Annotated in this window: 26 protein-coding genes and 10 pseudogenes; 19 read left to right on the forward strand and 17 right to left on the reverse strand. The window is 59.9% G+C overall.

The features are described 5' to 3' along the window. Positions 1-669: 669 nt before the first annotated feature. Both NHAM_RS28505 and NHAM_RS25360 read left to right on the forward strand, forming a co-directional pair. Positions 670-912: a hypothetical protein gene (locus tag NHAM_RS28505; protein WP_011512239.1), complete on the forward strand. Its 243-nt coding sequence runs from the start codon at positions 670-672 to the stop codon at positions 910-912. An 85-nt stretch (positions 913-997) separates the two neighbouring features. Beyond that, positions 998-1,207, forward strand: a pseudogene (locus NHAM_RS25360) (CsbD family protein). A 30-nt stretch (positions 1,208-1,237) separates the two neighbouring features. Here NHAM_RS25360 and NHAM_RS20100 read toward each other — a convergent pair. Both NHAM_RS20100 and NHAM_RS27010 read right to left on the reverse strand, forming a co-directional pair. Beyond that, on the reverse strand, positions 1,238-1,477 hold the full coding sequence (locus NHAM_RS20100) for a hypothetical protein (RefSeq protein WP_011512240.1): 240 nt from the start codon (positions 1,475-1,477) through the stop codon (positions 1,238-1,240). A gap of 257 nt (positions 1,478-1,734) precedes the next feature. After that, positions 1,735-1,986 carry a hypothetical protein gene (locus NHAM_RS27010; protein ID WP_157043706.1) on the reverse strand — a complete coding sequence of 84 codons (252 nt, stop codon included), beginning with the start codon at positions 1,984-1,986 and terminating at the stop codon, positions 1,735-1,737. A 37-nt stretch (positions 1,987-2,023) separates the two neighbouring features. On the opposite strand from NHAM_RS27010, the gene NHAM_RS27015 reads away from it, so the two are divergent. The 3 genes and pseudogenes from NHAM_RS27015 to istB all read left to right on the forward strand — a co-directional run bounded on the left by NHAM_RS27015 (position 2,024) and on the right by istB (position 4,833). After that, positions 2,024-2,167: a hypothetical protein gene (locus NHAM_RS27015; protein ID WP_157043707.1), complete on the forward strand. Its 144-nt coding sequence runs from the start codon at positions 2,024-2,026 to the stop codon at positions 2,165-2,167. A 303-nt stretch (positions 2,168-2,470) separates the two neighbouring features. Beyond that, a pseudogene (gene istA, locus NHAM_RS20110) lies at positions 2,471-4,073 on the forward strand (IS21 family transposase). Further along, entirely contained in the window at positions 3,970-4,833 is an 864-nt protein-coding gene (gene istB, locus NHAM_RS20115; protein WP_011512242.1) for an IS21-like element helper ATPase IstB, read from the forward strand. Before istA ends, istB begins: the two are co-directional and overlap by 104 nt. 1,015 nt (positions 4,834-5,848) lie before the next feature. Here istB and NHAM_RS20125 read toward each other — a convergent pair. Further along, entirely contained in the window at positions 5,849-6,040 is a 192-nt protein-coding gene (locus NHAM_RS20125; RefSeq protein ID WP_041358470.1) for a hypothetical protein, read from the reverse strand. Between the two features lie 44 nt (positions 6,041-6,084). On the opposite strand from NHAM_RS20125, the gene NHAM_RS20130 reads away from it, so the two are divergent. From NHAM_RS20130 to NHAM_RS20150, 6 genes and pseudogenes are all read left to right on the forward strand, one after another. Next, positions 6,085-6,267 (forward strand): hypothetical protein, encoded by a 183-nt coding sequence (locus NHAM_RS20130; protein ID WP_041358471.1) that lies wholly within the window; start codon positions 6,085-6,087, stop codon positions 6,265-6,267. Then, the gene (locus NHAM_RS29415) at positions 6,239-6,412 is read left to right on the forward strand and encodes a hypothetical protein (RefSeq protein WP_157043801.1); all 174 of its coding nucleotides are present in this window, start codon (positions 6,239-6,241) and stop codon (positions 6,410-6,412) included. The genes NHAM_RS20130 and NHAM_RS29415 overlap by 29 nt, the downstream gene beginning before the upstream one ends. An 18-nt stretch (positions 6,413-6,430) precedes the next feature. Further along, the gene (locus NHAM_RS20135; protein WP_011512243.1) at positions 6,431-6,610 is read left to right on the forward strand and encodes a hypothetical protein; all 180 of its coding nucleotides are present in this window, start codon (positions 6,431-6,433) and stop codon (positions 6,608-6,610) included. A gap of 478 nt (positions 6,611-7,088) precedes the next feature. Beyond that, positions 7,089-7,538, forward strand: a pseudogene (locus NHAM_RS28510) (IS5 family transposase); the annotation flags it as partial. 117 nt (positions 7,539-7,655) lie between these two features. Next, a pseudogene (locus NHAM_RS20145) lies at positions 7,656-8,994 on the forward strand (IS701 family transposase). Between the two features lie 121 nt (positions 8,995-9,115). Beyond that, positions 9,116-10,450: an IS701-like element ISNha1 family transposase gene (locus tag NHAM_RS20150; RefSeq protein ID WP_011512244.1), complete on the forward strand. Its 1,335-nt coding sequence runs from the start codon at positions 9,116-9,118 to the stop codon at positions 10,448-10,450. A 353-nt stretch (positions 10,451-10,803) separates the two neighbouring features. Here the strand turns inward: NHAM_RS20150 and NHAM_RS27025 are convergent, their stop codons facing one another. The 6 genes and pseudogenes from NHAM_RS27025 to NHAM_RS25370 form a co-directional block, all read right to left on the reverse strand. After that, complete coding sequence (locus NHAM_RS27025) at positions 10,804-11,100, reverse strand: hypothetical protein (RefSeq protein WP_157043708.1); 297 nt, start codon at positions 11,098-11,100, stop codon at positions 10,804-10,806. Between the two features lie 445 nt (positions 11,101-11,545). Next, positions 11,546-11,989, reverse strand: coding sequence for a PRC-barrel domain-containing protein (locus NHAM_RS20160; protein WP_011512246.1), 444 nt, complete (start codon positions 11,987-11,989; stop codon positions 11,546-11,548). A 186-nt stretch (positions 11,990-12,175) separates the two neighbouring features. Then, complete coding sequence (locus tag NHAM_RS27030; protein WP_157043709.1) at positions 12,176-12,313, reverse strand: hypothetical protein; 138 nt, start codon at positions 12,311-12,313, stop codon at positions 12,176-12,178. A gap of 514 nt (positions 12,314-12,827) precedes the next feature. Then, entirely contained in the window at positions 12,828-13,094 is a 267-nt protein-coding gene (locus tag NHAM_RS20165; RefSeq protein WP_011512247.1) for a hypothetical protein, read from the reverse strand. 328 nt (positions 13,095-13,422) lie between these two features. Then, positions 13,423-13,551, reverse strand: coding sequence for a hypothetical protein (locus tag NHAM_RS28960; protein ID WP_283805358.1), 129 nt, complete (start codon positions 13,549-13,551; stop codon positions 13,423-13,425). Positions 13,552-13,864: 313 nt separating this feature from the next. Beyond that, a pseudogene (locus tag NHAM_RS25370) lies at positions 13,865-14,074 on the reverse strand (CsbD family protein). A 315-nt stretch (positions 14,075-14,389) separates the two neighbouring features. Between NHAM_RS25370 and NHAM_RS20175 the strand changes: the two are divergent. Together NHAM_RS20175 and NHAM_RS28515 are read left to right on the forward strand one after the other, a co-directional pair. Then, on the forward strand, positions 14,390-15,958 hold the full coding sequence (locus tag NHAM_RS20175; protein ID WP_011512249.1) for a peptidoglycan-binding protein: 1,569 nt from the start codon (positions 14,390-14,392) through the stop codon (positions 15,956-15,958). 102 nt (positions 15,959-16,060) lie between these two features. After that, positions 16,061-16,268 (forward strand): annotated as a pseudogene (locus tag NHAM_RS28515) (hypothetical protein). 453 nt (positions 16,269-16,721) lie between these two features. Here NHAM_RS28515 and NHAM_RS20190 read toward each other — a convergent pair. Continuing rightward, a pseudogene (locus tag NHAM_RS20190) lies at positions 16,722-16,976 on the reverse strand (transposase); the annotation flags it as partial. Between the two features lie 72 nt (positions 16,977-17,048). On the opposite strand from NHAM_RS20190, the gene NHAM_RS20195 reads away from it, so the two are divergent. Further along, a complete protein-coding gene (locus NHAM_RS20195; RefSeq protein WP_011512250.1) occupies positions 17,049-18,074 on the forward strand; it encodes an IS110 family transposase in 1,026 nt (341 codons plus the stop codon). A 318-nt stretch (positions 18,075-18,392) separates the two neighbouring features. Here NHAM_RS20195 and NHAM_RS25375 read toward each other — a convergent pair whose 3' ends face one another. Beyond that, the gene (locus tag NHAM_RS25375; protein ID WP_011512251.1) at positions 18,393-18,602 is read right to left on the reverse strand and encodes a photosystem reaction center subunit H; all 210 of its coding nucleotides are present in this window, start codon (positions 18,600-18,602) and stop codon (positions 18,393-18,395) included. A 125-nt stretch (positions 18,603-18,727) separates the two neighbouring features. On the opposite strand from NHAM_RS25375, the gene NHAM_RS20200 reads away from it, so the two are divergent. Further along, complete coding sequence (locus NHAM_RS20200; protein WP_011512252.1) at positions 18,728-19,048, forward strand: hypothetical protein; 321 nt, start codon at positions 18,728-18,730, stop codon at positions 19,046-19,048. 216 nt (positions 19,049-19,264) lie between these two features. Here NHAM_RS20200 and NHAM_RS27035 read toward each other — a convergent pair whose 3' ends face one another. After that, a complete protein-coding gene (locus NHAM_RS27035) occupies positions 19,265-19,549 on the reverse strand; it encodes a hypothetical protein (RefSeq protein WP_157043710.1) in 285 nt (94 codons plus the stop codon). 304 nt (positions 19,550-19,853) lie between these two features. On the opposite strand from NHAM_RS27035, the gene NHAM_RS27705 reads away from it, so the two are divergent. After that, positions 19,854-20,216 carry a hypothetical protein gene (locus tag NHAM_RS27705; RefSeq protein WP_011512253.1) on the forward strand — a complete coding sequence of 121 codons (363 nt, stop codon included), beginning with the start codon at positions 19,854-19,856 and terminating at the stop codon, positions 20,214-20,216. A gap of 197 nt (positions 20,217-20,413) precedes the next feature. On the opposite strand, the gene NHAM_RS20210 is transcribed toward NHAM_RS27705, so the two are convergent. Together NHAM_RS20210 and NHAM_RS29420 are read right to left on the reverse strand one after the other, a co-directional pair. Beyond that, positions 20,414-21,430: an IS110 family transposase gene (locus NHAM_RS20210; RefSeq protein ID WP_011512254.1), complete on the reverse strand. Its 1,017-nt coding sequence runs from the start codon at positions 21,428-21,430 to the stop codon at positions 20,414-20,416. Between the two features lie 251 nt (positions 21,431-21,681). Then, on the reverse strand, positions 21,682-21,777 hold the full coding sequence (locus NHAM_RS29420) for a hypothetical protein (protein WP_245269956.1): 96 nt from the start codon (positions 21,775-21,777) through the stop codon (positions 21,682-21,684). 201 nt (positions 21,778-21,978) lie between these two features. Between NHAM_RS29420 and NHAM_RS20215 the strand changes: the two are divergent. After that, positions 21,979-22,374: pseudogene (locus NHAM_RS20215) on the forward strand (IS21 family transposase); the annotation flags it as partial. Between the two features lie 38 nt (positions 22,375-22,412). Beyond that, a complete protein-coding gene (locus NHAM_RS25385) occupies positions 22,413-22,802 on the forward strand; it encodes a hypothetical protein (protein WP_011512256.1) in 390 nt (129 codons plus the stop codon). Positions 22,803-23,421: 619 nt separating this feature from the next. Here the strand turns inward: NHAM_RS25385 and NHAM_RS28530 are convergent. Next, positions 23,422-23,496, reverse strand: a pseudogene (locus NHAM_RS28530) (DNA-binding response regulator); the annotation flags it as partial. Positions 23,497-23,862: 366 nt separating this feature from the next. On the opposite strand from NHAM_RS28530, the gene NHAM_RS25395 reads away from it, so the two are divergent. Next, on the forward strand, positions 23,863-24,180 hold the full coding sequence (locus NHAM_RS25395; protein WP_081435044.1) for a plasmid stabilization protein: 318 nt from the start codon (positions 23,863-23,865) through the stop codon (positions 24,178-24,180). Positions 24,181-24,400: 220 nt separating this feature from the next. On the opposite strand, the pseudogene NHAM_RS28535 reads toward NHAM_RS25395, so the two are convergent. Next, positions 24,401-24,608: pseudogene (locus tag NHAM_RS28535) on the reverse strand (IS110 family transposase); the annotation flags it as partial. A gap of 428 nt (positions 24,609-25,036) precedes the next feature. After that, the gene (locus NHAM_RS29110) at positions 25,037-25,516 is read right to left on the reverse strand and encodes a DUF6894 family protein (protein ID WP_011512258.1); all 480 of its coding nucleotides are present in this window, start codon (positions 25,514-25,516) and stop codon (positions 25,037-25,039) included. Positions 25,517-25,726: the final 210 nt, after the last annotated feature.

Below are 25,726 nucleotides of genomic sequence, written 5' to 3' on the forward strand. Positions count from 1 at the left end.
AGATGCGAAAATCTCACAACCATTTCGCGATCGACCATCGGCTTTGACCGCTTCCTGGAAATGGTTGATGCGGCCCAACGGGTTGGTAGGGACGACAACTATCCGCCTTACAACATCGAACCGCTCCGCGACGACCGCTACCAGATTTCGCTGGCGGTCGCGCTTCGGTCTCGATGACATCGCCGTCACGGCTGAACAGAATGTTCTGACGATCGAAGGCCAGAAGGCCGAGCAAGAGCAGCGCGATGGCGTTACGTTAGCCGAGTAACTGCGGGAGCTTATGGCGCTGGTTCTTGGCGTGCCATACACAGGTAAAAAAGTTGGCCGCCGTCTCAGGTAGGGACGTTGTCGCATTCAAGCTCGGGATCCGGCGAATAGCTTTTGAGCGCAGGCGGCTGCAGACCCGGACTCATGGCCCACTTCATGGCCACTTCTGAGGTCTTATCTTGGAGTCTAGGTGGTCGGGGAAGCCGTATTTTAAAAAACTTTATGGGCATGTTCGCCACTCCATTGGGGTGCAGCCTACCCCGACCAACGGCGTAAAACAATGAATAAGTATTTGATTTTGCTACATAAATTACTAAATGTAAGTCTTTAACACACTGTGGGGAACTGGCTTGCATTGTTCCCAGTTAGGTAAGTGCTCAATTTGAGTAAGGAAGAAGTCCGATGATTAAGGGTCGCGCCGAACGCCTGCAAATTATGCTTTCGCCCGAAGAGCTTGCGGCTCTCGACAACTACCGATTCACGTATCGCATGCCGACCCGGGCTGCCGCGGTGCGGGAACTTCTAAAGCTGGGAATGGCCTCTGCCGGAACTGAGGCGGCAGACGGCAGTAAGTCCAGCAATTATGGCGTTCTGAGACGAGGGCCTAACAGTCACACCGATGGTGATGGCGGAACGACTGCGTAGGTCGTCGTCAGGTTAACAGGCGCGCCACTAAGGACTACTTTCCCCCATTGATCGTTTGACCTCCTCTTCAACAGGAGGCAATCACATGGACTGGAACCGCGTCGAAGGAAACTGGAAACAGGTCAAGGGCAAGGTGAAGGAGCAGTGAGGCAAACTCACCGATGACGACCTCGATCAGATCGCTGGCAAGCGTGAACAGCTCGAAGGAAAACTGCAACAGCGCTACGGGTACCAGAAAGACCAGACCAAGAAGGAAGTTGATGATTGGTACGGCACTCAATCATGGCCCGACTAAATGATTTGCCCCGCTTCCGCGGGGCGTTTTTTAATCTGCACTTCTAAGGCGCCTCATTGTGAACTCGATCTCACCGCCCGGCAGTTCTCGCCAGGTCTCAACCTTCGACATATACGCTGCCGCCGGCCAGCGATCGAGAAATGCCCTCGCCGTCTGGCGGGCTTGATCGCGGGGCTGGACGAAGGTCTCCCGGACGTAGCCGTCATCGGCCTTGGCATGTCGGCGCCGGGCCGCCATTCGATCGGCCAGATCTTTCGGTGCACGGGGCATCGCGGTACTCCACATGCGATGTCCGATAGTTGATAATTGGCCCCCCCATCGGGAGTCCATCGAAATGCAAATCATCGACTGGCTCAAATACCGCTTCACGAAGTCCAGCTACCTGAGCGACAAGGCCGTGAATATCCACCCCAGCAAAGGCCTTAAACCGAGTCAGATCGCGACCGCTCAGCAATCGGTAATCGACTGGGTCACGCATCTTTTCGATTTCGTCTTGGACGTTTGGTGCGCTCCGTATTTGGTACCAATCACGGATGTTTTTCAGTCTTTGACGCTCTGTTCTCGTCCGGCGATAGCTTCCTTCTCGCACCGCGCTTAGTGGTGCCGTAGCTCTTCGTCCCCGCGAAGTGATAGAACTTCGACGGCAGGTTGACCCAAACGACGGTGTCGGTCGGGCAGCGGGCTTTTGCGGAAGCTTCATCTGCAAACTGCCCGGCTTCCAGCGTTGCCTGGTCTTTCGGCGCGGAGTTTTGCTGTGCGGTGACGCCACGGGCTTGCATGCCAGCCTTGTCAGCCCGCCATTCGGCGATGCAATCCTTGGCGGTCTTCTGGGAAGACGAGGTACTCGTCGAAGGTGACGGCGCCGCAGCGGGCGGAGGCGTTGCCGCGCTCGGCCTCGGCGGAGCGGCGGAAGCGGCCGGCGCCGCACCGAGTGCCAGAAGTGTTGCTGTCGCCAGTTGAGACATAGCCCGTGTTGCTGGTGACAAGACGAGTTCGGGTCGAGAAGATTTTGCCGGAGTTGTAGTACAGTCTCCCGTCGATGCAGACGGCGTGTATGTGCCTAAGTCCGGCTCTCTGATCGTGACGTTCCCACCAGGGACTGACGTAAACGTGGAGTCGTTTACCTGCAAGTAAACTTCGACCTCGCATTTTGTGTTTCGGCATGGAATAAGGACCCCGTTTTCGGGGTGATCGGCATCCAATCGGGACCCCCGGCACTGAGGGTCCACACTGGCTTCCATTTTCATGGGAGCCGAGATTGGAATGCTGGTCGTGGAGACGATTGCGAAGATCCGTCGCGCGTATTTCGTTCACGGTCAGCCGATCAAGGCGATATGCCGTGATCTCGGTGTTTCCCGGAAGGTGGTGCGGAAGGTCATCCGTTCGGAGGCGACTGAGTTCCGCTACGAGCGGGAAGCGCAGCCGCTTCCGAGGATCGGACCCTGGAGCGACAAGCTCGATCAGTTGCTGGTTGCGAATGAAGGTAAGGCGTCGCGCGAGCGCCTGACGCTGATCCGCCTGTTCGAGGAACTGCGTGGCTGCGGTTATGCCGGGGGCTACGATGCCGTACGGCGCTACGCCCGACGGTGGAGCAAGGAGCGGGGCGCCACGACGGCCGCGGCCTATGTGCCGCTGAGCTTCGCGCCGGGTGAAGCCTACCAGTTCGACTGGAGCCACGAGGTCGTCCTGCTGAACGGCGCGACGGTGACCGTGAAGGTGGCGCACGTCCGGCTCTGCCATAGCCGCATGCTGTTCGTGCGAGCTTATCCGCGCGAGACGCAGGAGATGGTGTTCGACGCCCACGACCGGGCATTCGCCCTGTTCAAGGGCACCTGCCAGCGCGGCATCTACGACAACATGAAGACGGCGGTGACGACCATCCTCGTCGGCAAAGAGCGTCTCTACAATCGACGGTTCCTGCAGATGTGCAGCCATTACCTGGTCGATCCGGTCGCCTGCACGCCGGCATCCGGCTGGGAGAAGGGACAGGTCGAGAACCAGGTCGGGCTGGTCCGTGAGCGCTTCTTCACGCCGCGATTGCGGTTCAAAAACTATGATGAGTTGAACGCCTGGCTGCTCGATAAATGCATCGCCTACGCCAAGGCGCACCGCCATCCAGAACTGACCGAGCAGACAGTGTGGGAGGTGTTTGAGGCGGAACGGCCAAAGCTCGTTCCCTATGCCGGCCGGTTCGATGGATTCCACGCAGTGCCGGCATCGGTCTCGAAGACCTGCCTGGTGCGCTTCGACAACAACAAATACTCGGTGGCTGCGAGCGCGGTTGGGCGTCCGGTCGAGGTGCATGCCTATGCCGACCGCATTGTAATCCGCCAGGACGGGCGCATCGTTGCCGAGCATCCTCGCTCCTTCGGCCGCGGCGAGACGACCTACGATCCCTGGCATTACGTGCCTGTCCTGGCCCGCAAGCCCGGCGCCTTGCGCAACGGTGCTCCCTTCAAGGATTGGGTGCTGCCGGCCGCGATGGAACGTGTGCGGCGCAAGCTCGCGGGCGCCGCCGACGGCAACCGGCAGATGGTCGATATCCTCAACGCGGTGCTGACCGACGGCTTGCCCGCCGTCGAGGCTGCCTGCGCCGAGGCGCTCTCCCACGGCGTCCATTCCGCCGATGTCGTTCTCAACATCCTGGCTCGCCAGCGCGATCCGGCGCCACCAGGCAACATCCTCACACCGGATGCGCTGAAGCTACGTCATGCACCCATCGCCGATTGTGCCCGTTACGACAACCTCAGGAGAACGGTCTGATGGAACGCACTCAACTCTTCGACCTCATGGGCGAACTCAAGCTCTACGGCATGAAGGCGGCTTACGACGAGATCATGGCCACCGCCGTCAAGCGCCAGCATGAACCGCAGCGCATTGTCGGCGATCTGCTCAGCGCCGAGATCAACGAGAAGCAGGCCCGCTCGATCAAATACCAGCTCACCATCGCCAAGCTGCCGCTCGCCAAGGACCTCAATGACTTCCGCTTCGAGGGCACGCCGATCAACCAGACGCTGGTCAATGACCTGGCCGGCGGCGGGTTTATCGCCCATCAGCGCAATGTCGTGTTGGTTGGTGGGACCGGCACCGGCAAGAGCCACCTCGCCATCGCCATTGTCAGAAGCTGTATCCGATCGGGCGCACGCGGCCGGTTCTACAACGTGGTCGACCTCGTCAACCGGCTCGAGACCGAGACCCGCAATGGGCGGCAGGGCCGGATAGCTGAGCATCTGACCCGCATGGACTTCATCGTCCTCGATGAACTTGGCTATCTGCCCTTCGCCCAAGCCGGCGGACAGCTCCTGTTCCACCTCGTCAGTCGGTTATACGAGCGCACCTCCATCGTCGTCACCACGAACCTCGCCTTCGGCGAATGGCCCAGCGTGTTCGGTGACGCCAAGATGACGACCGCATTGCTCGACCGCCTGACACATCACTGCGACATCGTCGAGACCGGCAACGACTCCTGGCGCTTCAAAAGCCGCGATGATGATCAAACAACCCGCGCTCGCACCGTCTCCGCAACCCCGGCCAGCTCCGACGCTGCGAGCGCTACCGGCAGAACTCGCCGTTCAAAGGGGTCCCTTTTGGATGCCGATAAGGGGTCCCAATCCAACGCCGATTGACATCGCATTTCGCGCCGGGCGGCACCGCTAATGCGGGCCGCAGTCGTATTATTGGCTGCGGACGACACGGACGCGCCATTCTCGCTACCAGCCACCCACGCCGCCGTTACATCCTTCGTGATGGTCGATGTAAGATTGATGGTCGAGATGCTTAGACTATCGCGGCAGGCGCCCGCTGTAACGTCCAACTTGGTGGTTGGCGTAGTCGCATTGGGATAATATGCAAGCCCCCGGAAGAAATCGGAAACGGCCGCTAGATCGCTGAGACTCGCCGCACCGATATTCGTGCGCACCGCTGCTTCGTGCCCCACGTATTCGGAAGCGTAGTTCGCCGAAGACATGTCGCCAGCGCCAAGCTCGCCAACGACGTTCAACTTCCAGTCGGTGTGCGTACCGGATCCGTTAGTCTTGTCGGTCGTCATCGTCAGCGTCGTGCCGCTATACGTGACAAGACCTTCCATCCAAGACGACGTGTTAGCCGCAATGCTGGCACGGACACGCGCGCCATTGGTGTGGGCAAGGCCGGACTGCGTGGTGAACGCCTTGCTACCAGTCCCTATCGCAAGCGATGTGGTCGATGTTGCGCTGTGGCCTTTGCCCTGCGGGATGGTAAAATCCAGGACGGCGTCGCCGGAAGTGCCAGAATTGGTGACGCCCGTGGCGCTTCCTCCAGGCTATACAAACGTAAGATGTCCCAGCTAACGAAACGACGTCGTTAATGTTGTCCCCGAGTCCCAGGGTGCAGCTACGCCTAATCCGCGCTGAATACCAACGAACGTCCACGCACTGCCCTGCATCACCCATAACTTACCACTGGCAATTTGTAAGATGCCCTGCCCCTCGTCCGCAGTAAGCGGCGGGGCCGTATCGTCTGGCTCGATGTAAGCCGTGTCGAGATACCAGAGGAGCCCTTTTCTTTTGAGAGTTGAAAGCAGCGTGGTTAGGTCGGCACCCGTCTGACCACCGACAAAGCGTGGCGGCGAGCGCTGTGTTAGGCAACGTCCGTTTGTGCGGCTTAAGGCCATGCATCAATGACGAGATGGGTTTCGTCCGTCGCGTCGTTGATGATGACGGTGTTGCCACCGATCGAGATGTCGTCGCCCGCGCGCGCGTTAACTTCTGACCAGATCGCACCAGTACCTGTTACAACTTTACCGTTGGCGGTAACAGTGACGGTGCCGAATGCGTAGGATGGGATAGGCGCCATTAGTGTGACACCTCGCTGCCAATAATCGCAAATGGAGCGGTGTGATGCTTAAAGGAAGAGACGTATTCCAATTCGCGTTCCGCGAAGGCGCGCTGGCCTTGATCGGGGCTGGCGATCGTCTTATCCGCAACGGATTGTACTTCGAGGATCCTTGCCCGGATATGAGCGCAAGCTTCTGGATCGTTCCGGCGAGCATCGCTGCGGCGTACGTCATTCCGTCGCGCTGACCTTGCTGGCGCGCATCTTCAAGAGTTCTCATTTCAGTGGAGTCCAAAGTTGATGAAACATACAAACTCAGCGCGGCAACAGTACATCCGTGCAGCCGCGGTGATGGTTGCGCCTTTTGCGCGATCTGCTAAACCGCACGCCTGACAATTTAGGAGAGAAGATTTGCTCAAGAAGAAAACAGCAGTTCGCCGCGAATGGACGAAGGACGACGTTCGCAACTTAAAGACTCTCGCCAAGCAGAAAGCTGGCGTGAAAACGATCGCAAAGCAGCTAAAGAGGACGCCGGGTGCGACGGCAGCCAAGGCGCAGACGCTCGGGGTTTCTCTTAGTATGCAACAGTGATGGCGCGTGCGCGCCGGTTCATTCATGTCGCGCGGTGCTGGTGGTCGTGTTTGTTGATCGGGTCGAATGCTGACCTAGGAACGAGACATCTGCGCCGCATTCTATCGGAATGACGAGAAACCCTAAGAACCGTAAACTTGATAAGCAGCCGAGGCCGGATCAGCACGTTCCGCCTGCTGGACCTCATGACAAGCCGGAATTGACGGATCCTCAGAAAACGCCTGGCACCGGAATCTTGCCGGAAAAGGAACAGCCCGAGGTCGAAGGGCCAACGGGCTGACCTCTGGAAATAGGATCCTGTTTTCGATTGGGTGGAACAATCCGCCCCCGAGGAACTTCGACCTCGGAACGCTCAGCGCGAAGGTTCCCAATGCTTCGCGTGGAAGTATACAACCTAGAGTCCGGACCAAGGGGTCGTCCTTCGAAGCGATTTCGACGAGGCATCGGTGCGTTCGGTTGAGCCAAGGCAACTCGGTTTCTGAAGGCGCACCGTACCGCTGCGAGCCTTTTAAAAAAGGGCCTGTTCCCCGACGTATCGGGCGCACCAAAGGCGGTTTGAACTCGAAGCTGCACGCCATATGCGATGGTTAGGGTCGCCCCCTCGTCATGTTGCTCAGCGAAGGCCAGAGATGAGCGATTATAAGGGCGCAGCCCTGACGATTGATGCGCTACCGTCCGCGAAGCAGTTGCTCGGCGACAAGGGCTATGACGCCGACAGCGCTCGCCGCTCGGCATCACGCCATGCATCCCGTCGAAGTCAAACCGCAAGAAGCCGATCGAGCATGATCGTGTGCTCTATCGCCAACGGCACAAGATCGAAAACATGTTCGGCAGGATCAAGGACTGGCATCCATACCCGCTACGATCGATGCGCCATACCTTCATGTCCGCAATCTGCATCGCAGCCGCAGTCATCTTCTGGCTCTAATCAATGAGTCCAGACCCTAGCACTACTTTGGCAGATTTTTGCGATTGATCTGGGTAACTGGATTCCCGAATCAGATTTTCGATGATTCATGGGTGGTCGGCTTTTGGAGGGCCGACCATGGCGGACATGAGATCGGAAGCGGGGAGATGAGCTTGGACGCTGGCTGAAGCCGTTCCTGGATTGTTTGGGTCACAAGGCGCGGCGGCGGATGTGTCCACTATATGTTTCCGGACTGATCGGACCGGGCGATCGCAAGAGCGTCCAGCCGATGGCGGCACGGCTGGCACCGGGCGACTATGACCAGTTGCACCATTTCATCGCTGATGGTGTCTGGGATGCGGCGCCATTGGAATCGGAATTGCTGGTTCAGGCCGATCGCCTTGTCGGCGGCAAGGATGCGGTGCTGGTCATCGACGACACGGCGATGCCGAAGAAGGGCGATCGTTCGGTTGGTGTCGCTCCGCAATATGCCTCATCGCTCGGCAAGACGGCCAATTGCCAAACGTTGGTATCGCTGACACTTGCGTGCGGTGAAGTGCCGGTCATGGTGGCACTGCGGCTCTTCCTGCCCGAGAGTTGGACGAGCGATCCGGCGCGCTTGAAGCGTGCGGGCGTTCCCGTCGAGTATCGCGCCGCGCGAACCAAGCCGGAGATCGCGCTGGCTGAAATTGATCGCGTGCTCGCAGCCGGTGTTCGCTTCGGCTGTGTGCTGGCGGATGCCGGTTACGGGCTCAGCGCACCGTTCCGTCAGGGTCTCACGGCTCGTGGCCTGGCCTGGGCAGTCGGCATCCCGGGGCGTCAGAAAGTTTATCCGGCGGCGGTCAAGCTGATCTTTCCGATCGCCGGTCGAGGTCGCCCCCGTCAGCGGCACATCCCGGATCTGTTGTCGATGCCGGCGGAAAACATGCTTGCTGATGCTAGGTGGAAGAATGTGAGTTGGCGGCTGGGAACCAAGGGCAGACTGAAAGCGCGGTTTGCCGCTGTTCGCGTGCGGATCGCCGATGGGCCGCCACAACGGATCAAGGACAAGGGTCAACAACATCTTCCCGGCGAGGAGGCGTGGCTGATCGGTGAGCATCGCAGCTCGGGGGAGAAGAAGTACTATCTGGCCAGCCTGCCAGCCCGGACGAATCTGCGACAGTTGGCTGCAGCCGTCAAAGCGCGATGGATCTGCGAGCAAGCGCATCAGCAGTTGAAAGAGGAGCTCGGACTTGATCACTTCGAGGGCCGGTCCTGGCACGGCCTTCACCGTCATGCTCTCATGACCATGATCGCTTACGCCTTTTTACAGCACCGCCGCATCGCCACAGCGGCCCGGAAAAAAAAGAATCAACGGCCCACCGCCACAGCCGAGTTTGCCGGCCGTGCGCCACGCCATCGTCGAACTCATTCTTCGACCGCCAAATCAGCGATGCCCATACTGCAGAAGACAAGTCGGCGAAATGCAACGGCGTGAATAAATCTGCCAAAGTAGTGCTAGCACTACTTTGGCAGATTTTTGCGATGGATCGGGGTGACAGGATTCCCGAATCAGCTTTTCGATGATTCATGGGTGGTCGGCTTTTGGAGGGCCGACCATGGCGGACACGAGATCGAAGTGGGGAGATGAGCTTGGACGCTGGCTGAAGCCGTTCCTGGATTGTTTAGGTCACAAGGCGCGGCGGCGGATGTGTCCACTATATGTTTCCGGACTGATTGGACCGGGCGATCGCAAGAGCGTCCAGCCGATGGCGGCACGGCTGGCACCGGGCGACTATGATCAGTTGCACCATTTCATCGCTGATGGCGTCTGGGACGCGGCGCCGTTGGAGTCGGAACTGCTGGTTCAGGCCGATCGTCTCGTCGGCGGCAAGGATGCGGTGCTGGTCATCGACGACACGGCGATGCCGAAGAAGGGCGATCGTTCGGTTGGTGTCGCTCCGCAATATGCCTCATCGCTCGGCAAGACGGCCAATTGCCAAACGTTGGTATCGCTGACACTTGCGTGCGGTGAAGTGCCGGTCATGGTGGCACTGCGGCTCTTCCTGCCCGAGAGTTGGACGAGCGATCCGGCGCGTTTGAAGCGTGCGGGCGTTCCCGTCGAGCATCGCGCCGCGCGGACCAAGCCGGAGATCGCGCTGGCTGAAATTGATCGCGTGATGGCAGCCGGTGTTCGTTTCGGCTGTGTGCTGGCGGATGCCGGTTACGGGCTCAGCGCGCCGTTCCGTCAGGGTCTCACGGCCCGTGGCCTGGCCTGGGCAGTCGGCATCCCGGGGCGTCAGAAAGTTTATCCGGCGGGGGTCAAGCTGATCTTTCCGATCGCCGGCCGAGGTCGCCCCCGTCAGCGGCACATCCCGGATCCGTTGTCGATGCCGGCGGAAAACATGCTTGCTGATGCCAAGTGGAAGAATGTGAGTTGGCGGCTGGGGACCAAGGGCAGACTGAAGGCACGGTTTGCCGCTGTTCGCGTGCGGATCGCCGGGCCGCCACAACGGATCAAGGACAAGGGCCAACAACATCTTCCCGGCGAGGAGGCGTGGCTGATCGGTGAGCATCGCAGCTCGGGGGAGAAGAAGTACTATCTGGCCAACCTGCCCGCCGGAACGAATCTGCGACAGTTGGCAGCAGCCGTCAAAGCGCGATGGATCTGCGAGCAAGCGCATCAGCAGTTGAAAGAGGAACTCGGCCTTGACCACTTCGAGGGACGATCCTGGCAAGGATTGCATCGTCACGCTCTCATGACCATGATCGCTTACGCCTTTTTACAGCACCGCCGCATCGCCACAGCGGGCCGGAAAAAAAAGAATCAACGGCCCGCCGCCCCAGCCCAGCTTGCCGGCCATACGTCACGCCATCGTCGAACTCATTCTTCGACCACCAAATCAGCGATGCCCATACTGCAGAAGACAAATCGGCGAAATGCAACGGCGTGAATAAATCTGCCAAAGTAGTGCTAGACTAGACTAGTGCAGAAATCCAAACAGCCAGAGCAGAATAACGATCGGAATCGGTATGCCGAGTAACCAGAGAAGAGCGCCCTTGCCCATGTTCTTGTCCTCCTGCTGTCAGAGCCATGGAGCAACAACGAAGGCCCGGGGCGGTTCCGATCATATAGCTCATAGACCTCGAATCCCGGGTCCGTGGTGACGTGATTTCAATTTCATCTCGCATTCTCCTGATTCCGCTGGCTGCGGCGGCGCTGATCGTCCTGGCCGGCTGCGGTCGATCCGGCCCTACCGAAGCCGACATGGCGGGACGCGCCGTGCGCGGCGGCGGGCCACCCATCTCAAGCCGTGAGGTTGCTGACTGCGCTGTTGATCGGGCTGAGAAAGAGCAGCGCGAGCGCTGAGATTTGGGCCGCCAAAAAAAGATTCTGGCCGGAAAAAGGACCGCTCACTCTTCGACGTGGCTCTAGATCCCAAATAACAACCCGAGCAATAGCGGAAACAGAACCAGCAAACCGCCCGCGAGAATGATCATACAAAAATGACGCATTCTCGCCAACGTTGCCGCGCCCCAATAGTTCCTGCGGGGCGCGGATTAGCGTGAGGGCTTCGGTGGTTGTAGCCCGCTCTTGACCCATCCCTTGGTCTTGTCATCGCCCAAGGGATCGCATTCCACGCACCGGAGATTCCGCGAGCCTTTCCCGCCGGGTGGCAACGCCATGATCATCGGCTTTCCGCAGGTCGGGCATCTGGCAGATTTGAGGAGTTGGCCCATGATGCAAGCGAACCATGGCAGAGTGCCAGAGTCGAAACACGGTTTTGTGGAAAGCCTCCAGCGGCGCGACGAGGCATGGCGGACAGTTGAGTAAAGTGGGACGGTACCCGGTCAGGCATCGTCCGAAGTTTTTAATGCAGGCGACGGGAAGGGATCCGATCAAAATAAAGCCCGCCGGGGCCGGGGGCCACCGGCGGGCCCGGGGGTGAACGGGGGCCTGAGGCCTCGGGCCCGTCCACACTGGCAACGCATGGAGTGGAGGGGCGTTCCCGAACCCGCCACCACCCCTGTAACTCATGCAAAGATATTCAACCTGGACGTATCACTTCATCGTTGTAGTAGTCATCCAGTTCGGCGTATCGGGCGTCCCAGTCAAAGATGGTCTCGGTGCCGTACTTCGGGGAGCCGTTCAGTCGATTCCCGCTTATGTCGCTGCGGTAGCCGTCAAGCTCGGAGTCGTATCTGAGCAGCTTCCAGGGCACCGGGTAAAGGTCGTCGCCGATGCCGAGAACGCCGCCGAAACTCAGCACGGCGTAGGCAATTTCGCCGCTGGTCTTGTCGACCATGACGCGCTCGATCGAGCCTATCTTTTCGTTACGGGCGCCGTAGATAGCTTTCCCCGCCTCTTTATCGCTGTCGATCAGGTCATCTGAGGGACGCGCATTATCGGGAACCGGCGACGGATGGTCACCTTGCGGGTCCTGATGCACGTCTTGCCCCACGCTGGGCCGCGTTTCGGGATCGTTGCTCATAAGGACGCTCCTTTCCACGTGTGGAGACGTCAATTCCTCAACTTAGCCCTTCGTTCCTTTGCGGCGGGCGCGTGCCCGGCGCTGCTTGTCCCTCTCAGAGGCATACAGGCCATCCCAACACGGAACGTCAGCGGCGGCGCCGGCGTTCGTAGCGTCGATGCCAAGCCGTTCGTGAGGCGGCAGCATTCAACGTAAAAGTCCGAGGCTTGCCGCCACAATCAGTCCGACCGCCACGAGCGCCGCTACAAATCCAAAGCCGCCGACGGCAAGGAACAGATTGTTAGTCGGTCCCTGGGGCATTGGGTCATCCCTGTCTTCATCCATAATAATAACCTCCTAATTTTTGGACAGGTGATCGCAAAAACCCGCCGGCGTTGATCTGGGGGCGCCGGCGGGTCCGGCCGGAGACCGCAACCCATCCAGCTACCTGACGCTTGGAGTAGGGCTGTTGACCCGACCGCACTGGCAACGCACGGAGGCTGAAGCGCGTTCCGGCGGCGAAGCGCCACACCAAAAAGGCCCGCCAAGGAGACTGGCGGGCCTGATCGGGTCGGGAAATTTGACCTGCGGGGGTTAATTCCCGTTCCAGCCAGATAATGCGGGAAGCAGACGATGTGTTCCTGAAAGCCCCCGGATGCGGGCCGAGTCCCAAAGTAGCCACGAGCGGCAGCTGTGGCAGCACGAAAAGCCCGCCGAACATGGCGGGCTGAACGCAAATATGATTTGGGGATCACAATGTGATCAGTTGAGCGCCAACGACCCTGTACGGCGCCTGAACGGTCGAAGCCCCATCATGTGGTGCGGAACCTAATCTGGTTCGAGGAAATGGGCCCGGGGGTTAACTCCCGTTCCGGTCATTGTGAGAAGCGGGGGAGATGTTCCTAACGCCGGCGGGGTTTTCTATTGGGGAGAGGCCGCGCATTGAGGCGGCCTTTGCTTCGGCGACCCGTTGCTCCATTTCCACTGCGTTCTCGGCTTTCTTCACCTTCTTTAGTAATTCGTCGCGCTCTGGGCCGGGTGGGACCAGTTCGGCGCGCTCTCGCATCGCATGGATGAATGCCAAAAGACGATCCTGTAAAGGAATGGATTGGATGAACCGCGCCATGGCGCTGCTCCCTGGTCTGAGTGGGCGGAAGCGCTAATCAGCGTTCTCATCACCGGTAGAAGCCACGATCCGTGCGGTGATGGCCCTTAACTTTTGGAGCTCGAATTTAGTTTCATGAAGCGGCGGGATGCTGGTGGTTTTTTCGCTTCAGCGATCCCTCGCCAGCTTTCGTTTCGTGCGCCACCTATGCCCCCTCTTCCCCTCTGGGTTGCCGATAGGCGGCTCATCCGGCGCGAGCAAGCAGCGCGTGCATCATCGCCGACCGTGCGAACCATCGCCATGCCGGGTCCAGCTCAGCGGCGTTCTTCAGTTCTCGAGCCGCGCGCTGTCATGCAGGTTCGGCCTGCACCTTCGGCGGTAACGCCAGCACATACTCGGCGGCATCCTTCAGCGTGCGCAGCATCTTCCCGTCAGCCGTCTTGACCGGCGCGTTGAAGCGGCGGGACCAGTCTGTCATGTGCCCGTCTGCTGGCTGCCGCCCGCTTGTAGATCAGCTTCTCGTCAAGCGGCTTGGTGGGAGACTCGTCTTCCATTTCTCGAAAGCCTCTTTGAACAGTTTTCTAGCCTGATCGAAACTGCGAGCCTCTCCCGCCGGAGGCCCGCCGCCATGGCTCATCAACGGCATCGTGTCGATGCCCCATGACCAGAAGTCACGATGCTCGACGTGGTGATGCCGTTTCGAGATTGATCCAATTTCCACGCCGTCATACTTCACTCGAAACGAGGGCGGGTCGTTGTTGGTGCGGCGTAGGTTGGGCGGGATTCCAGCGCTAGAAGTGCCATGATTGAGTGCCGTACCAATCATCAACTTCCTTCTTGGTCTGGTCTTTCTGGTACCCGTAACGCTGTTGCAGTTTTCCTTCGAGCTGCTCACGCTTGCCAGCGATCTGATCGAGGTCGTCATCGGTGAGTTTGCCTCACTGCTCCTTCACCTTGCCCTTGACCTGTTTCCAGTTTCCTTCGACGCGGTTCCAGTCCATGTGATTGCCTCCTGTTGAAGAGGAGGTCAAACGATCAATGGGGGAAAGTCGTTCCGTCCGAGCCGAATCAGCGGGCTTCCCGGATGAGCGACTATTTGAACAAACACCGCGAACGCTGGAACATGAGCGCGCCGCACGCGGTCGCGGCAATCCCCCGTCACGATTAAAAGACCACAATCGCGTCGCCGACGGAACGATCGCATCACCACTCGGTTTTCTCCGGATATCCTCTCGCACCCTCGAAGCGCGTCGAGCTGTCCGGTGCTTCATTCTCTTCGATTGAAGAGCAAGCGAGCAACTCAGGAGGAGAAGGAGATGACGAACAGAATGAAGAGCAGGTTTTTGGTTACGACGGCAGCGTTACTCACCGGCGTGAGCCTTGCGTCCGCGCAAGGTTTGAGCGGCGGCGGCGCGGCCAGCGAAAAGGGAACATCCGCTGACCAATCCGGAGGCGGAATGTCGCAGAGCGCGCCCGGCGCCTCGCGCAGTGAAGGCATGACGCAGGGCCGCGGGACGGAATCCCGGGAAGGTGGCCGGGCCGAAGGTCCCGCTGCACGGGAGAGCGAGCCCGGCCGCGCGCAGCGTGATGAATCTGGCACGCGTGACCGCGGACGCGCCGAGAGTCCGCGCGACAGCGGCAAGGGTCAAACGGCGACTCAGGGACGATCTGATCGCGACGACGCGCGGCGCTCGCAGGAGTCCAACAAGGAGCAGCGCGAGACGGGCAACGATCGGGCGCACCGCCAGGGTCAGAAGGACCGGACGATGGGTCAGGGACGGTCCGATCGCGATGATGCGCGGCGATCGGAGGATCGAACCCCTGACAATGGTAAGGCCGATAGCCAGCAAGCGCAGCAGCCGTCTTCACGCCAGGACCAGAGCGGACCAGGCATGCAGGGCGAGAGCGCCCAGGATCGCGATTCGAGCTCCGGTACCGGTCAGAACGTCACCCAGGGCCAGACCACGGCCGCCGGTCAGACGCAGACCCGCACCAACTTGACCGCACAGCAGCAGACAACGCTGCAGCAGTCGGTGCTTCACGCAGGCAATGCCCCGCGCGTCAACGTGAACTCCATCAACTTCCAGGTCCATACCGGTGTGGCGGTGCCGTCGAACGTCTCGGTCGTATCAGTTTCGACCTATCCGACGCTGATCGATACGTTCCCTGCCTACCGCGACTACAGCTTCTTCGTTGTGGAAGATGAAGTCGTGTTCGTCGACCGTGATCGGCGCATTGTCGATGTGGTTCCGGCCGGGCCGCGGACGCATTTCAGCGGCGGTGGCCAGGGCAGCAGCGGCAGCGTTGCTGCGATTGATCTCCCGCCCGACGACATTCGCGTCGTGCAGCGCGTATTGATCGAGCGCGGTCTCCTGCACGGTGAAGCCGACGGCGTCCTGGGTCCGGAGACCCGCGAAGCCATCACCGTGTTCCAGCGGCAGCAGGGCATTCAGATGAGCGGCAGCATCGACGCCCGCACGGTTTCGTCGCTTGGCGTCTCTGGTCGACTGAGCCAGCAGGCGAACCAGAGCATCGGCCTATCGCAGTCCTCGACAACCGGCTCCCAGACCTCAACGACGGGCCAGGGACAGGTCGGCACTGGACAGGCCCAGACGGGCCAGCCACAGCCGAGCGAGCAGAACACCACGGGCCAAGCCCCCAACCAGAACACGGGTCAGGCGACCAACCCACCTGCGCAGCAGAACCAGCCGTCGACGACGACGGGCCAGAGCACGGCTCCAAATCAGTCGAACACGACGGGACAAGCTGCCCCGCAGACGCCGGGCGGAGATCAGCCGGCGAACCAGAACGCGCCGTCTGGACGAGTTCAGGGCACGGGTTCGTCACCAAGTCAGCCGCCGCAGAGCGGCACGCCCAGCAGATAGATTCAAAACGCCTTGGGGAGCCCCGCATTGGCGGGGCTCCCAGCTTTAGTGTTGCCACCAATGGTCAGACCCAAAACGCCCCGAATGATCTTGTCGACCGAGATGGCTGCCCGGCGCCGGCAGACGAGGGCGGATGACGGATTCGCGCGGGAGACCTTCAGGCAGCGTCGGGACCAAGCCCGTCAGAAGGCGAGAGCGTTCCTCGATCGGTGGCCGGCCGCGGCGTACATGAGCCAAGTTGAAACCTGGCGGGAGCTGCCCCGGCGGCGAGATCGAGTTCACGATGCGAAGGCTGAGGACGGCGGATTAGCGCTGCTTCGGCGGTTGTAGCTTGTGAATCGGCGCCGCGGGGTCACGTCGCTGGAAGGATGAGCAGTAACGTCCTGAAGGAAATTGAGAAAGCTTCGTCGGAGTGGGGTCACGATAGGCGCCGGTGTTGACCCCACCCCGGCGCGGATTATGTTCGGCGCCGATTAACAGCCGGTGACGGCTATGTCCGGGAGACCTTCAGGCAGCATCGAGACCAGGCTCGCCGGACGGCGAGGGCTTTCCTCGATCGCTGGCCGGCCGCGGCGTACATGAGCGCGGTCGAGTTCTGGCGTGAACAGCCTGGCGGCGAGATCGAGTTCACGATGAAGCGGTTGCGATCGGCGGATTAGGTACGTCGCGAAGGCTCCGCCGTTTTTTCACGGTTTCTTTTCAAGGAGCCATTCTGCCTAGCGTAACTGTGGGTGATCTCCGCGCCCATTAGAGCGGATTCGGCTTAATCCGGCTCATAACCAGCAGCGGCGAAGAAGTTGGCGCATTCCTGCGGCGTGAAGGTCGGCAGCAATGCGCCGATGCGGCTCCACAGGCCGTCGACGGTTCGCTCCGCTGCCTTTCGCAGAAGCGCCTTGAGCTTGGAGAAGGCGTTCTCGATCGGATTGAAGTCGGGGCTGTAGGGCGGAAGGTACAGGAGCTTGGCTCCTATCGCTTCGATCGCAGCGCGCACGCCGACGCCTTTGTGGCTGCCAAGATTGATGGGGTGGACGCCCCTCACGGCATCGTTTGTGCAAGATGGTGGTGTTGCAGACCATCAGAGGAGGCGTCCGTGGAACACATTATCACAGTCGGATTGGATCTGGCGAAGCACGTATTTCAAGTACATGGCGCTGATCGCAATGGCGCGGTCGTACTGCGAAAGAAGCTTCGACGGGACCAGCTTCTTGCTTTCTTCGCCGAACTGCCCCGATGCGTGATCGCCATGGAGGCTTGCGGTGGCGCTCATCATTGGGGGCGCGAGATTGGTCGGCTGGGACACGAGGTGAAGCTGATTGCGCCGGCTTACGTGAAGCCGTTCGTGAAGCGCCAGAAGAATGACATGGCGGATGCCGAGGCCATCTGCGAGGCAGCGCAGCGACCGACGATGCGGTTCGTGCCCGTGAAGAGCGAGCTTGCGCAGGCATCGGCGCTGGTCTTTCGCACCCGCGATCTGCTGGTCCGACAGCGAACCCAGCTGATCAATGCGCTTCGAGGCCATATGACCGAGTTCGGCATGGTCGTCGCGCAGGGTCCGATGCATGTCGGGCGGCTTATTGCGATCGTTGAGGATCCGGTCTCCAACCTCCTGGAGCCAGCCCGTATCGTCCTTGGCGTTATCATGGCCGAACTCCGTGCGCTCAATGATCGGGTGTCGGTGCTTGATGCCGAGATCGTCCGGCGCGCGAAGGAGGATCCGGTCGCGAGGCGGTTAATGACCATTCCTGGTATCGGGGCGATCACCGCAACAGCCCTGGTCGCGCTGGCACCATCGGCCGCGACCTTCCGACGAGGGCGCGACTTTGCCGCATGGCTGGGTCTTACGCCAGTGCAACACTCCAGCGGCGGCAAGGAACGGTTGGGCCGAACCTCTCGGATGGGAGAACGAACGCTGCGACGTCTGCTCATCATTGGGGCGAGCGCAGTTGCCAGTTGGGCATCCCGCAAAGGTCCCGTGCCGGGATCGTGGCTGGCCAGCATGATGGCGCGCAAGCCGCCGATGCTGGTGCGGGTCGCGCTGGCTAACAAGATGGCCCGAACAGTCTGGGCGTTGCTCGCCCATGGCGGGGTCTACCGAGCTCCGGCGGTGGTGGCGTAAGCCGCTAACGTCGTGGGGTGCCGTGGAGCAGGCTGAGGTTGAAGGAGAGTATGGCGCACGGTCGTGAGACGGGATCGGGAAAACCAGTTCATGGACAAGCGTCTCGAGCGCGCCAGGTTGTTTTGGAACCGATCCGCGAACTCCCATACGGGCCCGCGGCATGCGAAAGGCCGCAGCAGCGGCCGGGATCCGCCAGTGAGTGGTTACTATCGCCGGCGGGTTTCTTGTGGAGGGCCGTTCAGGCCGGGCGCTCAAAGCCGGGGCAATATTTTGACATCGACCAAAAGAAAAAAGGCCCGACGCCTGAAGCACGGGGTTCTACGATTGAACAAGTTTTATCGTCGAGACCGGCCACCTGCCATCGTGACCTTTGATCGAAATACGGAGCCCGTGGAGTTCATCAAGCCAAACCTTTTCCACTGTCCCTGCCGTGCCATCGGCCAGTACAACCGCTTTGCCAACAAGCTCGCCTTGTGCCCGCTCGAAATTGGTGAGAATTGTGGACGCGTAAGCTTTTGCATTGGGCATAGGGTGTTCGGAGTGTCCGTCAGATAACTGAGGCTGATCAGGGCAGGGTTACCGCCCCGCAACTGATACTGCAAGACGCGCGGCCGTCCCCTAGGATTCCTGCACGTCGCTCCTAGATTCAGGCCATGGACCTCACCCTTCGCCCCACGATAATAGCCGGCGACAAGTCGCCGAACGACTATTGCGTCATTCACGAGGGCCGCAGCGTCGGCAGGATCAGGCTTGCCGACGAGAGATCGTGGCAGGGCATCGTCTGGACGTGGAACGTCAACCCGCCTCTCCCGATCCCGTCATGGTGCAATGGATCGGCAGAAAGCTTGGACGCCGCCAAGGACGAGTTCAAGGCCGCGTGGGAGCGGCTCTACGCGAGCCTGACGCCAGAGGATATTGCGAGCTGGCACCGCACAGAGGACCTCGCCAAGGCAAGTGCGTCGTGGCTGAAATGAATTGGTCCCGCCGCTTCGACGAGCCGATCAAGACGCCTGACGGAAAGACGCTGGTTCGGCCTGCGCCTTCTCCGGCAGAACCAGTACGTATTCCGCAGCATCCTTCAGCCCAGGCCGCCGCACCAGCAAGGTTTGTTATCCATTGCACAGTCTGCAATCACACATAGGTCGAGCCTTCGCTAATCAGTGATCAGCGAAGGCGTCGTGAAAGCTCACCTACTTGGAGCAGTCTGGAATTTTGCTCAGCTCGCTTTCGGCTTCTGTTTTCGATGTATAGGAGGTCCTGCCGACAGCCTTCGTTGTTCCTCCAACCGTCGGCTTCAAGCTTGTGACCTCACACTTCATTGTTGAATTGTCTTGCACAACATACCAAGTGCCGGCTGAGCCGGTTGAGCCGGTTGTGCTTGGTGAACTTGGTGAAGCGCCTGGTGACATCTGAGCGAGGGCAGGCAACGCCAACGTAGAGACGATCAGGCCCGCCAATACGAGTTTGAGTTTCATTTCTGACCTCCGTCGTGTGGTTGGTGGAGATGAGAAACCGCAAGGGTCACAAACGTTCCGAAGCAATGGATAAACATTTCACTTGGACCGTGGCCCAAGTGGGAACGCGGAGGCCTTGCGCGGTCTCAAATCCTGGGTGCGAGTCCCGAGTCGGTCCTATGGGGCAATGGCTCGGCCGATAGCTTTGAAGCCGCGAAGGACGAGTTTAAGGTCGCGTGGGAGCGGTTTTATTCGTCCCTGACGCTAGAGTAGAGAATATTGCGAGTTGGCACCGCATTGAGGACCTCGCCAAGGCGAACGCGTCATGGCTGAAAAAGTAGATTGGTCTCGCCGCTTCGATGACTCGATCGAGATGCCGGACGGCCGGATCATCGACACGATTGGCGAAGCTGCTGAATACGCCGTCGACCTCCCCGGCAAGGTCGGCAACACCCCACCATGGAAGCGAGCCGCAAAGGCTCTCCACAAGGCCGCTGAACATGGCGGCCCGTTCGTGTTCATGGCGAGGATCAGCTTCTACACGGCCGTGTATGGCGATACGCGGCCGCCGATCGGTAATCCGGAGGGCAAGAACGGGCATAGGCAGCGAAGCGCTCGGAAGGCCGTCATCGTTCGGAGCGTAGCTTTTATCTCTATGGACGGCTCTCCCGTTGCAAGTCGATTTTGAACTGATCTGCATGGCCCGTTGCAAACATCTATCCGGCGTCACCCGAAGGGATCCAGGGCGCCCAAATGGGGAATCCGCTCGCGTCCGCCTCTACAGCTGGTAGGCCACGAAGGCCTCGATAAAAGTCAGGCTCTTGGCGCGCCGGTCCGACCTGTGCATCTCATTTCTCTGTCGTCTCGCAATCTCCAGGCAGGTCCTCAGAAAGCGGCGCGGTGCGGTTCGCCGGTTCGAAGCACAGCCCAGATGATCCGTGCATTCTTATTGGCGACTGCAACCGTGGCACGGTTGAAGCCGCGCCGCTCCCGAAGCTGATTGACCCATTGGTTATTGAGGTCTGTTTTGGATGGCGCCGTCCGGACCACAGCTCTGGCGCCGTGAACGAGCAAGCTGCGCAGATGCTGGCTCCCGCGCTTGGAAATGCCCATTAACGTGGTGCGATCGACACTGGAGAATTGCCGCGGCACGAGACCGATCCAGGCGGCAAGATGACGGCCGTTCTTGAATTCCGAGCCGTCTCCGATGGCGGCGACGATGGCCGTGGCGGTCTTCGGACCGACACCTTTGATCGTCGCGATGCGCTGGCAACGCTCGCTGCCGCGGAAAACCGCATCGATCTTCTTGTCGAAGATCGCGATGCGGCGGTCGAGATCTCGGAACAGATCATGCAGTTCAGCGATTGCCTCCCGCGCCAGCGGCGTCAGTTCGTTCCCCAGATCCGACAGGATCTCCGGAACCAACCGCCGGGCGCGGGTAATGCTCTTGGCAATGGCGAAGCCTGCATCGAGCAAGAGACCTCGGATTTGGCTGACCACGGCGGTGCGATGATTGACCATGCGCTGGCGAGAGCGATGCAGGGCCTGGATGTCCTGCTGCTCGACCGTCTTCTTCGGAACGAGCGGAATGTGCGGTTGGCGTGCGGCGGTGCAGATCGCCTCAGCGTCGTTGCCGTCGTTCTTCTGCCGGCGCACAAAGGGCTTCACATATTGCGGGCTGATGATCTTCACCTGGTGGCCGAGCGCCTCGAACTTGCGCGCCCAGCAGAACGCGCCGGTGCAGGCTTCGACCACGATCGTGCAGCGCTCGACTTGCGCGACAATGTCGAGAAGCTGATCGCGCATCACCCGCCGCTTCAGTACGACGCAGCCATGATGATTGACCCCGTGAAGTTGAAACACGTTCTTGGCGATATCGATACCGAGCGTCTCGATGGTCATTGCAGTTCTCCTTCCTGTTGCAGGCTCTCAGCCTGAATGGTGGAGGGAGAGCCGTCCATCCCATTAGGTGATGAGAACGTCCGGAGTTACGCTCCTGCTTCCTGTTATGGAAAGGAGCGCGCCATGAAGCGGCGTCGTATCACCTACATCCCTCTTCAGGGTCGACTATCGGCATTCATCGATGCCATGCGGGCGCGCGCCGACCTTGTCCCACCCGGCCCAGAACGCTCATTTTTGATCAGACGCAACCGTCATGAACAGTCGCCGCGGCGCGCCTTCTGCTTCAGGGCCTCAAGCGAGCGCTGGCGCAGCACCGACAGCTCCATCTCGCTCATGGTCCTCTTCATGCCGAGCAGCAGTCGGTCATTGGGATGGCGAGGATCGTAGACGCCGTCCTCGTCGAGGATGAGCGTGCCGACGAGACCGCTGAGAGCGGGGGTGCAAAATTAGTCCACGGTAGCGGCGGGATGGTTCCGCTTCGGGCGGCGTAAAAGCCGGCCACCTATTTTCCTTCTGCGACGAATGCAGGAGGGTTGGGGATCTATACCGTGGAATTATATCTGAAGGTTCGTCTGGCCTGTTCTGAAGGAATGAGCCGGCGTCAGGCTGCAAAGCATTTCAACATATCGCGCGATAGCGTGGCCAAGATGATGTCGTATTCGACGCCGCCGGGCTATCAGCGTCAGTCACCGATCCAGCGGCCTAAGCTGGATGCGTTTGTTTCGACGATCGATCACTGGCTTGATGAGGACATGACGGTGCCGCGCAAGCAGCGCCATACGGCCAAGCGGGTGTTCGACCGTCTTCGGGGCGAGTGCGGGTTCACGGGCGGCTACACGATCATCAAGGATTACATGCGCGAGCGGGATCAGCATCGCCAGGAGGTGTTCGTGCCGCTGGCGCATCCGCCAGGGCATGCGCGGGCTACGGACCCGTCTGCACTGGCAACGCATAGAGGAGGAAGCGCGTTCCCGCGGCGAGGGTGAGTGATGACCCTCCCATCGATGCTAAGGAAGCCTTGGTCCACATCCGAACGCTGATAAAGGCGCGCGAGCAAGAGGGATCCTCTGGCTCGACGAAAGCCAAAGTTGCTGCGTCCACTTTAACAACATGGACAGATGAGCATTATGAAGCGAGCTCGCTGGGACCAAGCGCAATGACATTCTCGCGCCCACCGTGGGATTTAATCAGTAAAGAACGCTATAAAGTTCAATTTCACGACCAGATCAGGCTTACGCTGACGGAGCGTGGATGGGTTCCGGTTATTGCCGGGAAAGACGGCAGCCTCGTCGGATGGGCGCCGACTTCTGCAAACACGTTCAAAACACCTGAAAAAGCTTTGGCTGACCTGAGAAAGCACCACGACATATAGAAAACCCGCCGGGGCGGGGCACTGAGGTTTTTTCTGCTCACCCGCAGACGACGCCGGGCTGTCGAATCTCGATTTTGCGTGGACGACTTCAGTGAGGAAATAAAGCGACCATAAGACGGTGACCAGAAGTGCGGACAATAGTAGGAAAAGAACGGCCGTGCCTGAGTTCAGCACGAATGCGTATAAGTGGCCCCTTCCTAAGGATCTCAGCGCATCATCATGGACCAGCGTGGCGAAGATAACACACGAACTGACGCAACGTCAGAGCTTCGCCGTCTAGGTGTGAATTGGCACGGGGAGTCAGATTGCTGCAGGAGCCGGCAGTAACGCCATAAAGACAATCTGAAAAAAGCCGATCGGAGTGAGGTCACGATCGGCGCCGATCGTGACCCCACTCTGACGTACATCGCGGCCATTCGAACTCGCCGGCACCTTAGCGCCCCTTACCGGCACCAAAGCGAGAATTGCGCGGACAATCGGCGGCGGCGGCCTATATCCCGCTGAGCTTTGCGCCGGCAGAAGCCTATCAGTTCGACTGGAGCCATGAGGCCGTCCCGCGCGGCAAGCCGTGCACGTTGGCCCCCGAGGCCCAGTGGCTGCCGATGCAGCAGTTGCAGGCGCCGCGTCGCGTTTCGATCACATCAGCGCCCAGCTTTTTGCGCACACGACCGACAAGCACCTCGAGCGTGTTGGTAGGTTGGGGCGCTGAGCGGATCGGACGCACAGCCGAACGCCGTCAGATTGGCGCGCAGCGATACGCCGAAGGGACAGGGCACCGCCACGGGCGCCACGGTACTGAAGCTTCCTCCCGTTGATTGGCGTCAACGCGCAAACCGCCACGCCCAACGCCACGTCGGGCGCTGGCGGCGGTGTCTCATCGAGCGCACGCTGCCTGGGCGCGATGCCGTCAACGGCCGGCAACACCGGCGCAACCGGTTTCTTTGGCGGCATCGGCGGATGCTAGGCCGCGCCGACCCTCCAGCAAATAGCCGAGGCACCTGCAACTATTCGGACCAATGTGAATTCTAAACGAGGGACAGTCTTAAAAATGGAGATTGCAATGCCTCGTGGCGATAAATCCAGCTACAGCGACAAGCAAAAGCGAATGGCTGAGCATATCGAGGAAGGCTACGAAAAACGTGGCGTTTCAGATAGCGAGGCCGAGCGTCGCGCCTGGGCTACGGTGAACAAAGAAACCGGTGGCGGAAAAAAGAGTGGTTCTGGCAGAGGTAAATCCGAAGACCATTCGCCTTCCCGTAAAGGCGGCCACCTTGGCGGCAAAGCTGCAGCCTCACGGCCTGCCAGCGCGCGATCAAAATCCGCCAAGAAAGCAGCTGTCACCCGGAAGCGGCACGCCGAGCAGCACTCCCATCACTAGGAGGTCGGGCCATTAGGCTCAGGACTTCTGTGGTTGCCGCCCGTGATGCAAGAAGTTTCTAACCCTATGGATTGGTGATTGAGTGCGCTCTTCTGTAAGGGCTTTAAATTAAGTACGGCATTTCAGAAGCCGCTGGCCGGTATGGTGATCCGCGGATCAGATCCAAATCTCATTGGCGAGCGAGCGCGGCTGACATATGATTTTTAGCCGGGCATTGATCGACCTGGTCGGGTGATGCATTCTTGACCTTTACCTCTCGATACCAACCGACCCGCACCAGTTCGGCCAGGCCTCGAGCGTCATTCTGATCGCTCTTGTTCATGCGCACTGACAAAGCCGCGTGCGCTTGCCGAGCGTCGATGCATATGCCATAGCCAGTTTGCCATCGCCCCCGTCTCAAAACCGATGCGCTCCGCATGCGGCGGCCGCATTCACGGGGCCAAGTTGGGCGCCGAGTCACGAGTTGCAACGGGCCTCGGCGGACGATAATGCCGAAGCTCGCATCCCTTTGCTTATTAGCTATCCTAAGGAACGTGAGGTTCTGGGTGAGCCGTACAGGCTCGTCATGAAATCTCACATTGTTCCTTTCGAAAATCGCTGGACCAATAGTGATCACGCCTGGCACTGGCATTGGGAGCCGGAGGCCGAACGTCAGGACGATGTTCAGCGAGCACGAGACTCATTATGGCGCTGAGCCTGCGGTAGTCTTCGACGTTCCCTCCGGATTTGTACGCGACGGGCTGCCTTCCACGACCGGCGCCTAGCCCGCCAGCAGCTCTTGTGGCAAGCCAGCGTCATTGGACTAGGCTTTTTGCGGCGGCCGGCGTGGTGTTTGGCTAAGCGCAGGTCGTCTCGCTCACTTCTTCATCAGCCCCGCCTTTTTCTTCTTCGGCGGCGGAGTTGGCTCGACAGCCTCACGAGCCAGCCGCTCCGCCTTGAGACGCTCGCGATTTGTGTTGAATGCCATGGCTGTGGTCGCATGGTCAATCATCGCCGATTTTGCATCGCCGTCGCGTAGCGCTTTGCGTGCTTCACGCACCTCTTTAGAAATGCGCTTAGGTGGTTGCTTCTCGCCGCGTTCCCCTCGGGTAATTCCCTGACCTAGAGCGGTTCCCGCGCTCGAAGTCGATGCAATACTGATTTTGAAGAGTTCGTCGCCCGTCTCGTTGGTCACGGAGATATAGTTCTCCTCGTGTACCGTCTCGGGTTTTTCGGTCCTGACGCGGCGAGCGATGAAGCTTCCGTGCTCCCGAGCCTCTTTGTCATTGGCGCATTCGTGGCCGACCAAGTCGTTAGCTGGAAGGCGACCTGCCAAATGAAAGAAGTATCTGGGCATGGATAGGCAACCCACAAGGAAGCCGGACGTTCCTAAAGACAACGTCTACCCGTCTTTTTTGCAAATCTGGTTACGCCGCGGCTGTGGTTACGCTGTGCGGGCGGCCATTCGATGAGCACTCGCGGACCGCTCAAGCGTCCGTTGCGATCCGCAATCCTGATTTGTGCGCTGCAGTCGGCTTTAAAAACGTGGCGGTAATCAGCCGCACGC

It is taken from the genome of Nitrobacter hamburgensis X14, assembly GCF_000013885.1.
Taxonomy (GTDB): Bacteria; Pseudomonadota; Alphaproteobacteria; order Rhizobiales; family Xanthobacteraceae; genus Nitrobacter; species Nitrobacter hamburgensis.

Excerpts from the sequence above, each read along its gene's own strand:
- NHAM_RS29420 (WP_245269956.1), bottom strand. The coding sequence starts at position 21,777 with ATGAAGAGGACCATGAGCGAGATGGAGCTGTCGGTGCTGCGCCAGCGC.
- NHAM_RS27035 (WP_157043710.1), bottom strand. The coding sequence starts at position 19,549 with ATGAAACTCAAACTCGTATTGGCGGGCCTGATCGTCTCTACGTTGGCG.
- NHAM_RS20165 (WP_011512247.1), bottom strand. The coding sequence starts at position 13,094 with ATGGCGCGGTTCATCCAATCCATTCCTTTACAGGATCGTCTTTTGGCA.
- NHAM_RS27010 (WP_157043706.1), bottom strand. The coding sequence starts at position 1,986 with ATGCAAGCCCGTGGCGTCACCGCACAGCAAAACTCCGCGCCGAAAGAC.
- NHAM_RS20150 (WP_011512244.1), top strand. The coding sequence starts at position 9,116 with ATGGCGGACACGAGATCGAAGTGGGGAGATGAGCTTGGACGCTGGCTG.
- NHAM_RS20200 (WP_011512252.1), top strand. The coding sequence starts at position 18,728 with ATGGACCTCACCCTTCGCCCCACGATAATAGCCGGCGACAAGTCGCCG.
- NHAM_RS20130 (WP_041358471.1), top strand. The coding sequence starts at position 6,085 with ATGCTTAAAGGAAGAGACGTATTCCAATTCGCGTTCCGCGAAGGCGCG.
- NHAM_RS27030 (WP_157043709.1), bottom strand. The coding sequence starts at position 12,313 with ATGGATGAAGACAGGGATGACCCAATGCCCCAGGGACCGACTAACAAT.
- NHAM_RS25395 (WP_081435044.1), top strand. The coding sequence starts at position 23,863 with ATGCCTCGTGGCGATAAATCCAGCTACAGCGACAAGCAAAAGCGAATG.
- NHAM_RS20160 (WP_011512246.1), bottom strand. The coding sequence starts at position 11,989 with ATGAGCAACGATCCCGAAACGCGGCCCAGCGTGGGGCAAGACGTGCAT.
- NHAM_RS20175 (WP_011512249.1), top strand. The coding sequence starts at position 14,390 with ATGACGAACAGAATGAAGAGCAGGTTTTTGGTTACGACGGCAGCGTTA.
- NHAM_RS27705 (WP_011512253.1), top strand. The coding sequence starts at position 19,854 with ATGGCTGAAAAAGTAGATTGGTCTCGCCGCTTCGATGACTCGATCGAG.
- istB (WP_011512242.1), top strand. The coding sequence starts at position 3,970 with ATGGAACGCACTCAACTCTTCGACCTCATGGGCGAACTCAAGCTCTAC.
- NHAM_RS27025 (WP_157043708.1), bottom strand. The coding sequence starts at position 11,100 with ATGGGTCAAGAGCGGGCTACAACCACCGAAGCCCTCACGCTAATCCGC.
- NHAM_RS20125 (WP_041358470.1), bottom strand. The coding sequence starts at position 6,040 with ATGGCGCCTATCCCATCCTACGCATTCGGCACCGTCACTGTTACCGCC.
- NHAM_RS20100 (WP_011512240.1), bottom strand. The coding sequence starts at position 1,477 with ATGCCCCGTGCACCGAAAGATCTGGCCGATCGAATGGCGGCCCGGCGC.
- NHAM_RS28960 (WP_283805358.1), bottom strand. The coding sequence starts at position 13,551 with ATGACAGACTGGTCCCGCCGCTTCAACGCGCCGGTCAAGACGGCTGAC.
- NHAM_RS29110 (WP_011512258.1), bottom strand. The coding sequence starts at position 25,516 with ATGCCCAGATACTTCTTTCATTTGGCAGGTCGCCTTCCAGCTAACGAC.
- NHAM_RS25375 (WP_011512251.1), bottom strand. The coding sequence starts at position 18,602 with ATGCCCAATGCAAAAGCTTACGCGTCCACAATTCTCACCAATTTCGAG.
- NHAM_RS28505 (WP_011512239.1), top strand. The coding sequence starts at position 670 with ATGATTAAGGGTCGCGCCGAACGCCTGCAAATTATGCTTTCGCCCGAA.
- NHAM_RS20210 (WP_011512254.1), bottom strand. The coding sequence starts at position 21,430 with ATGACCATCGAGACGCTCGGTATCGATATCGCCAAGAACGTGTTTCAA.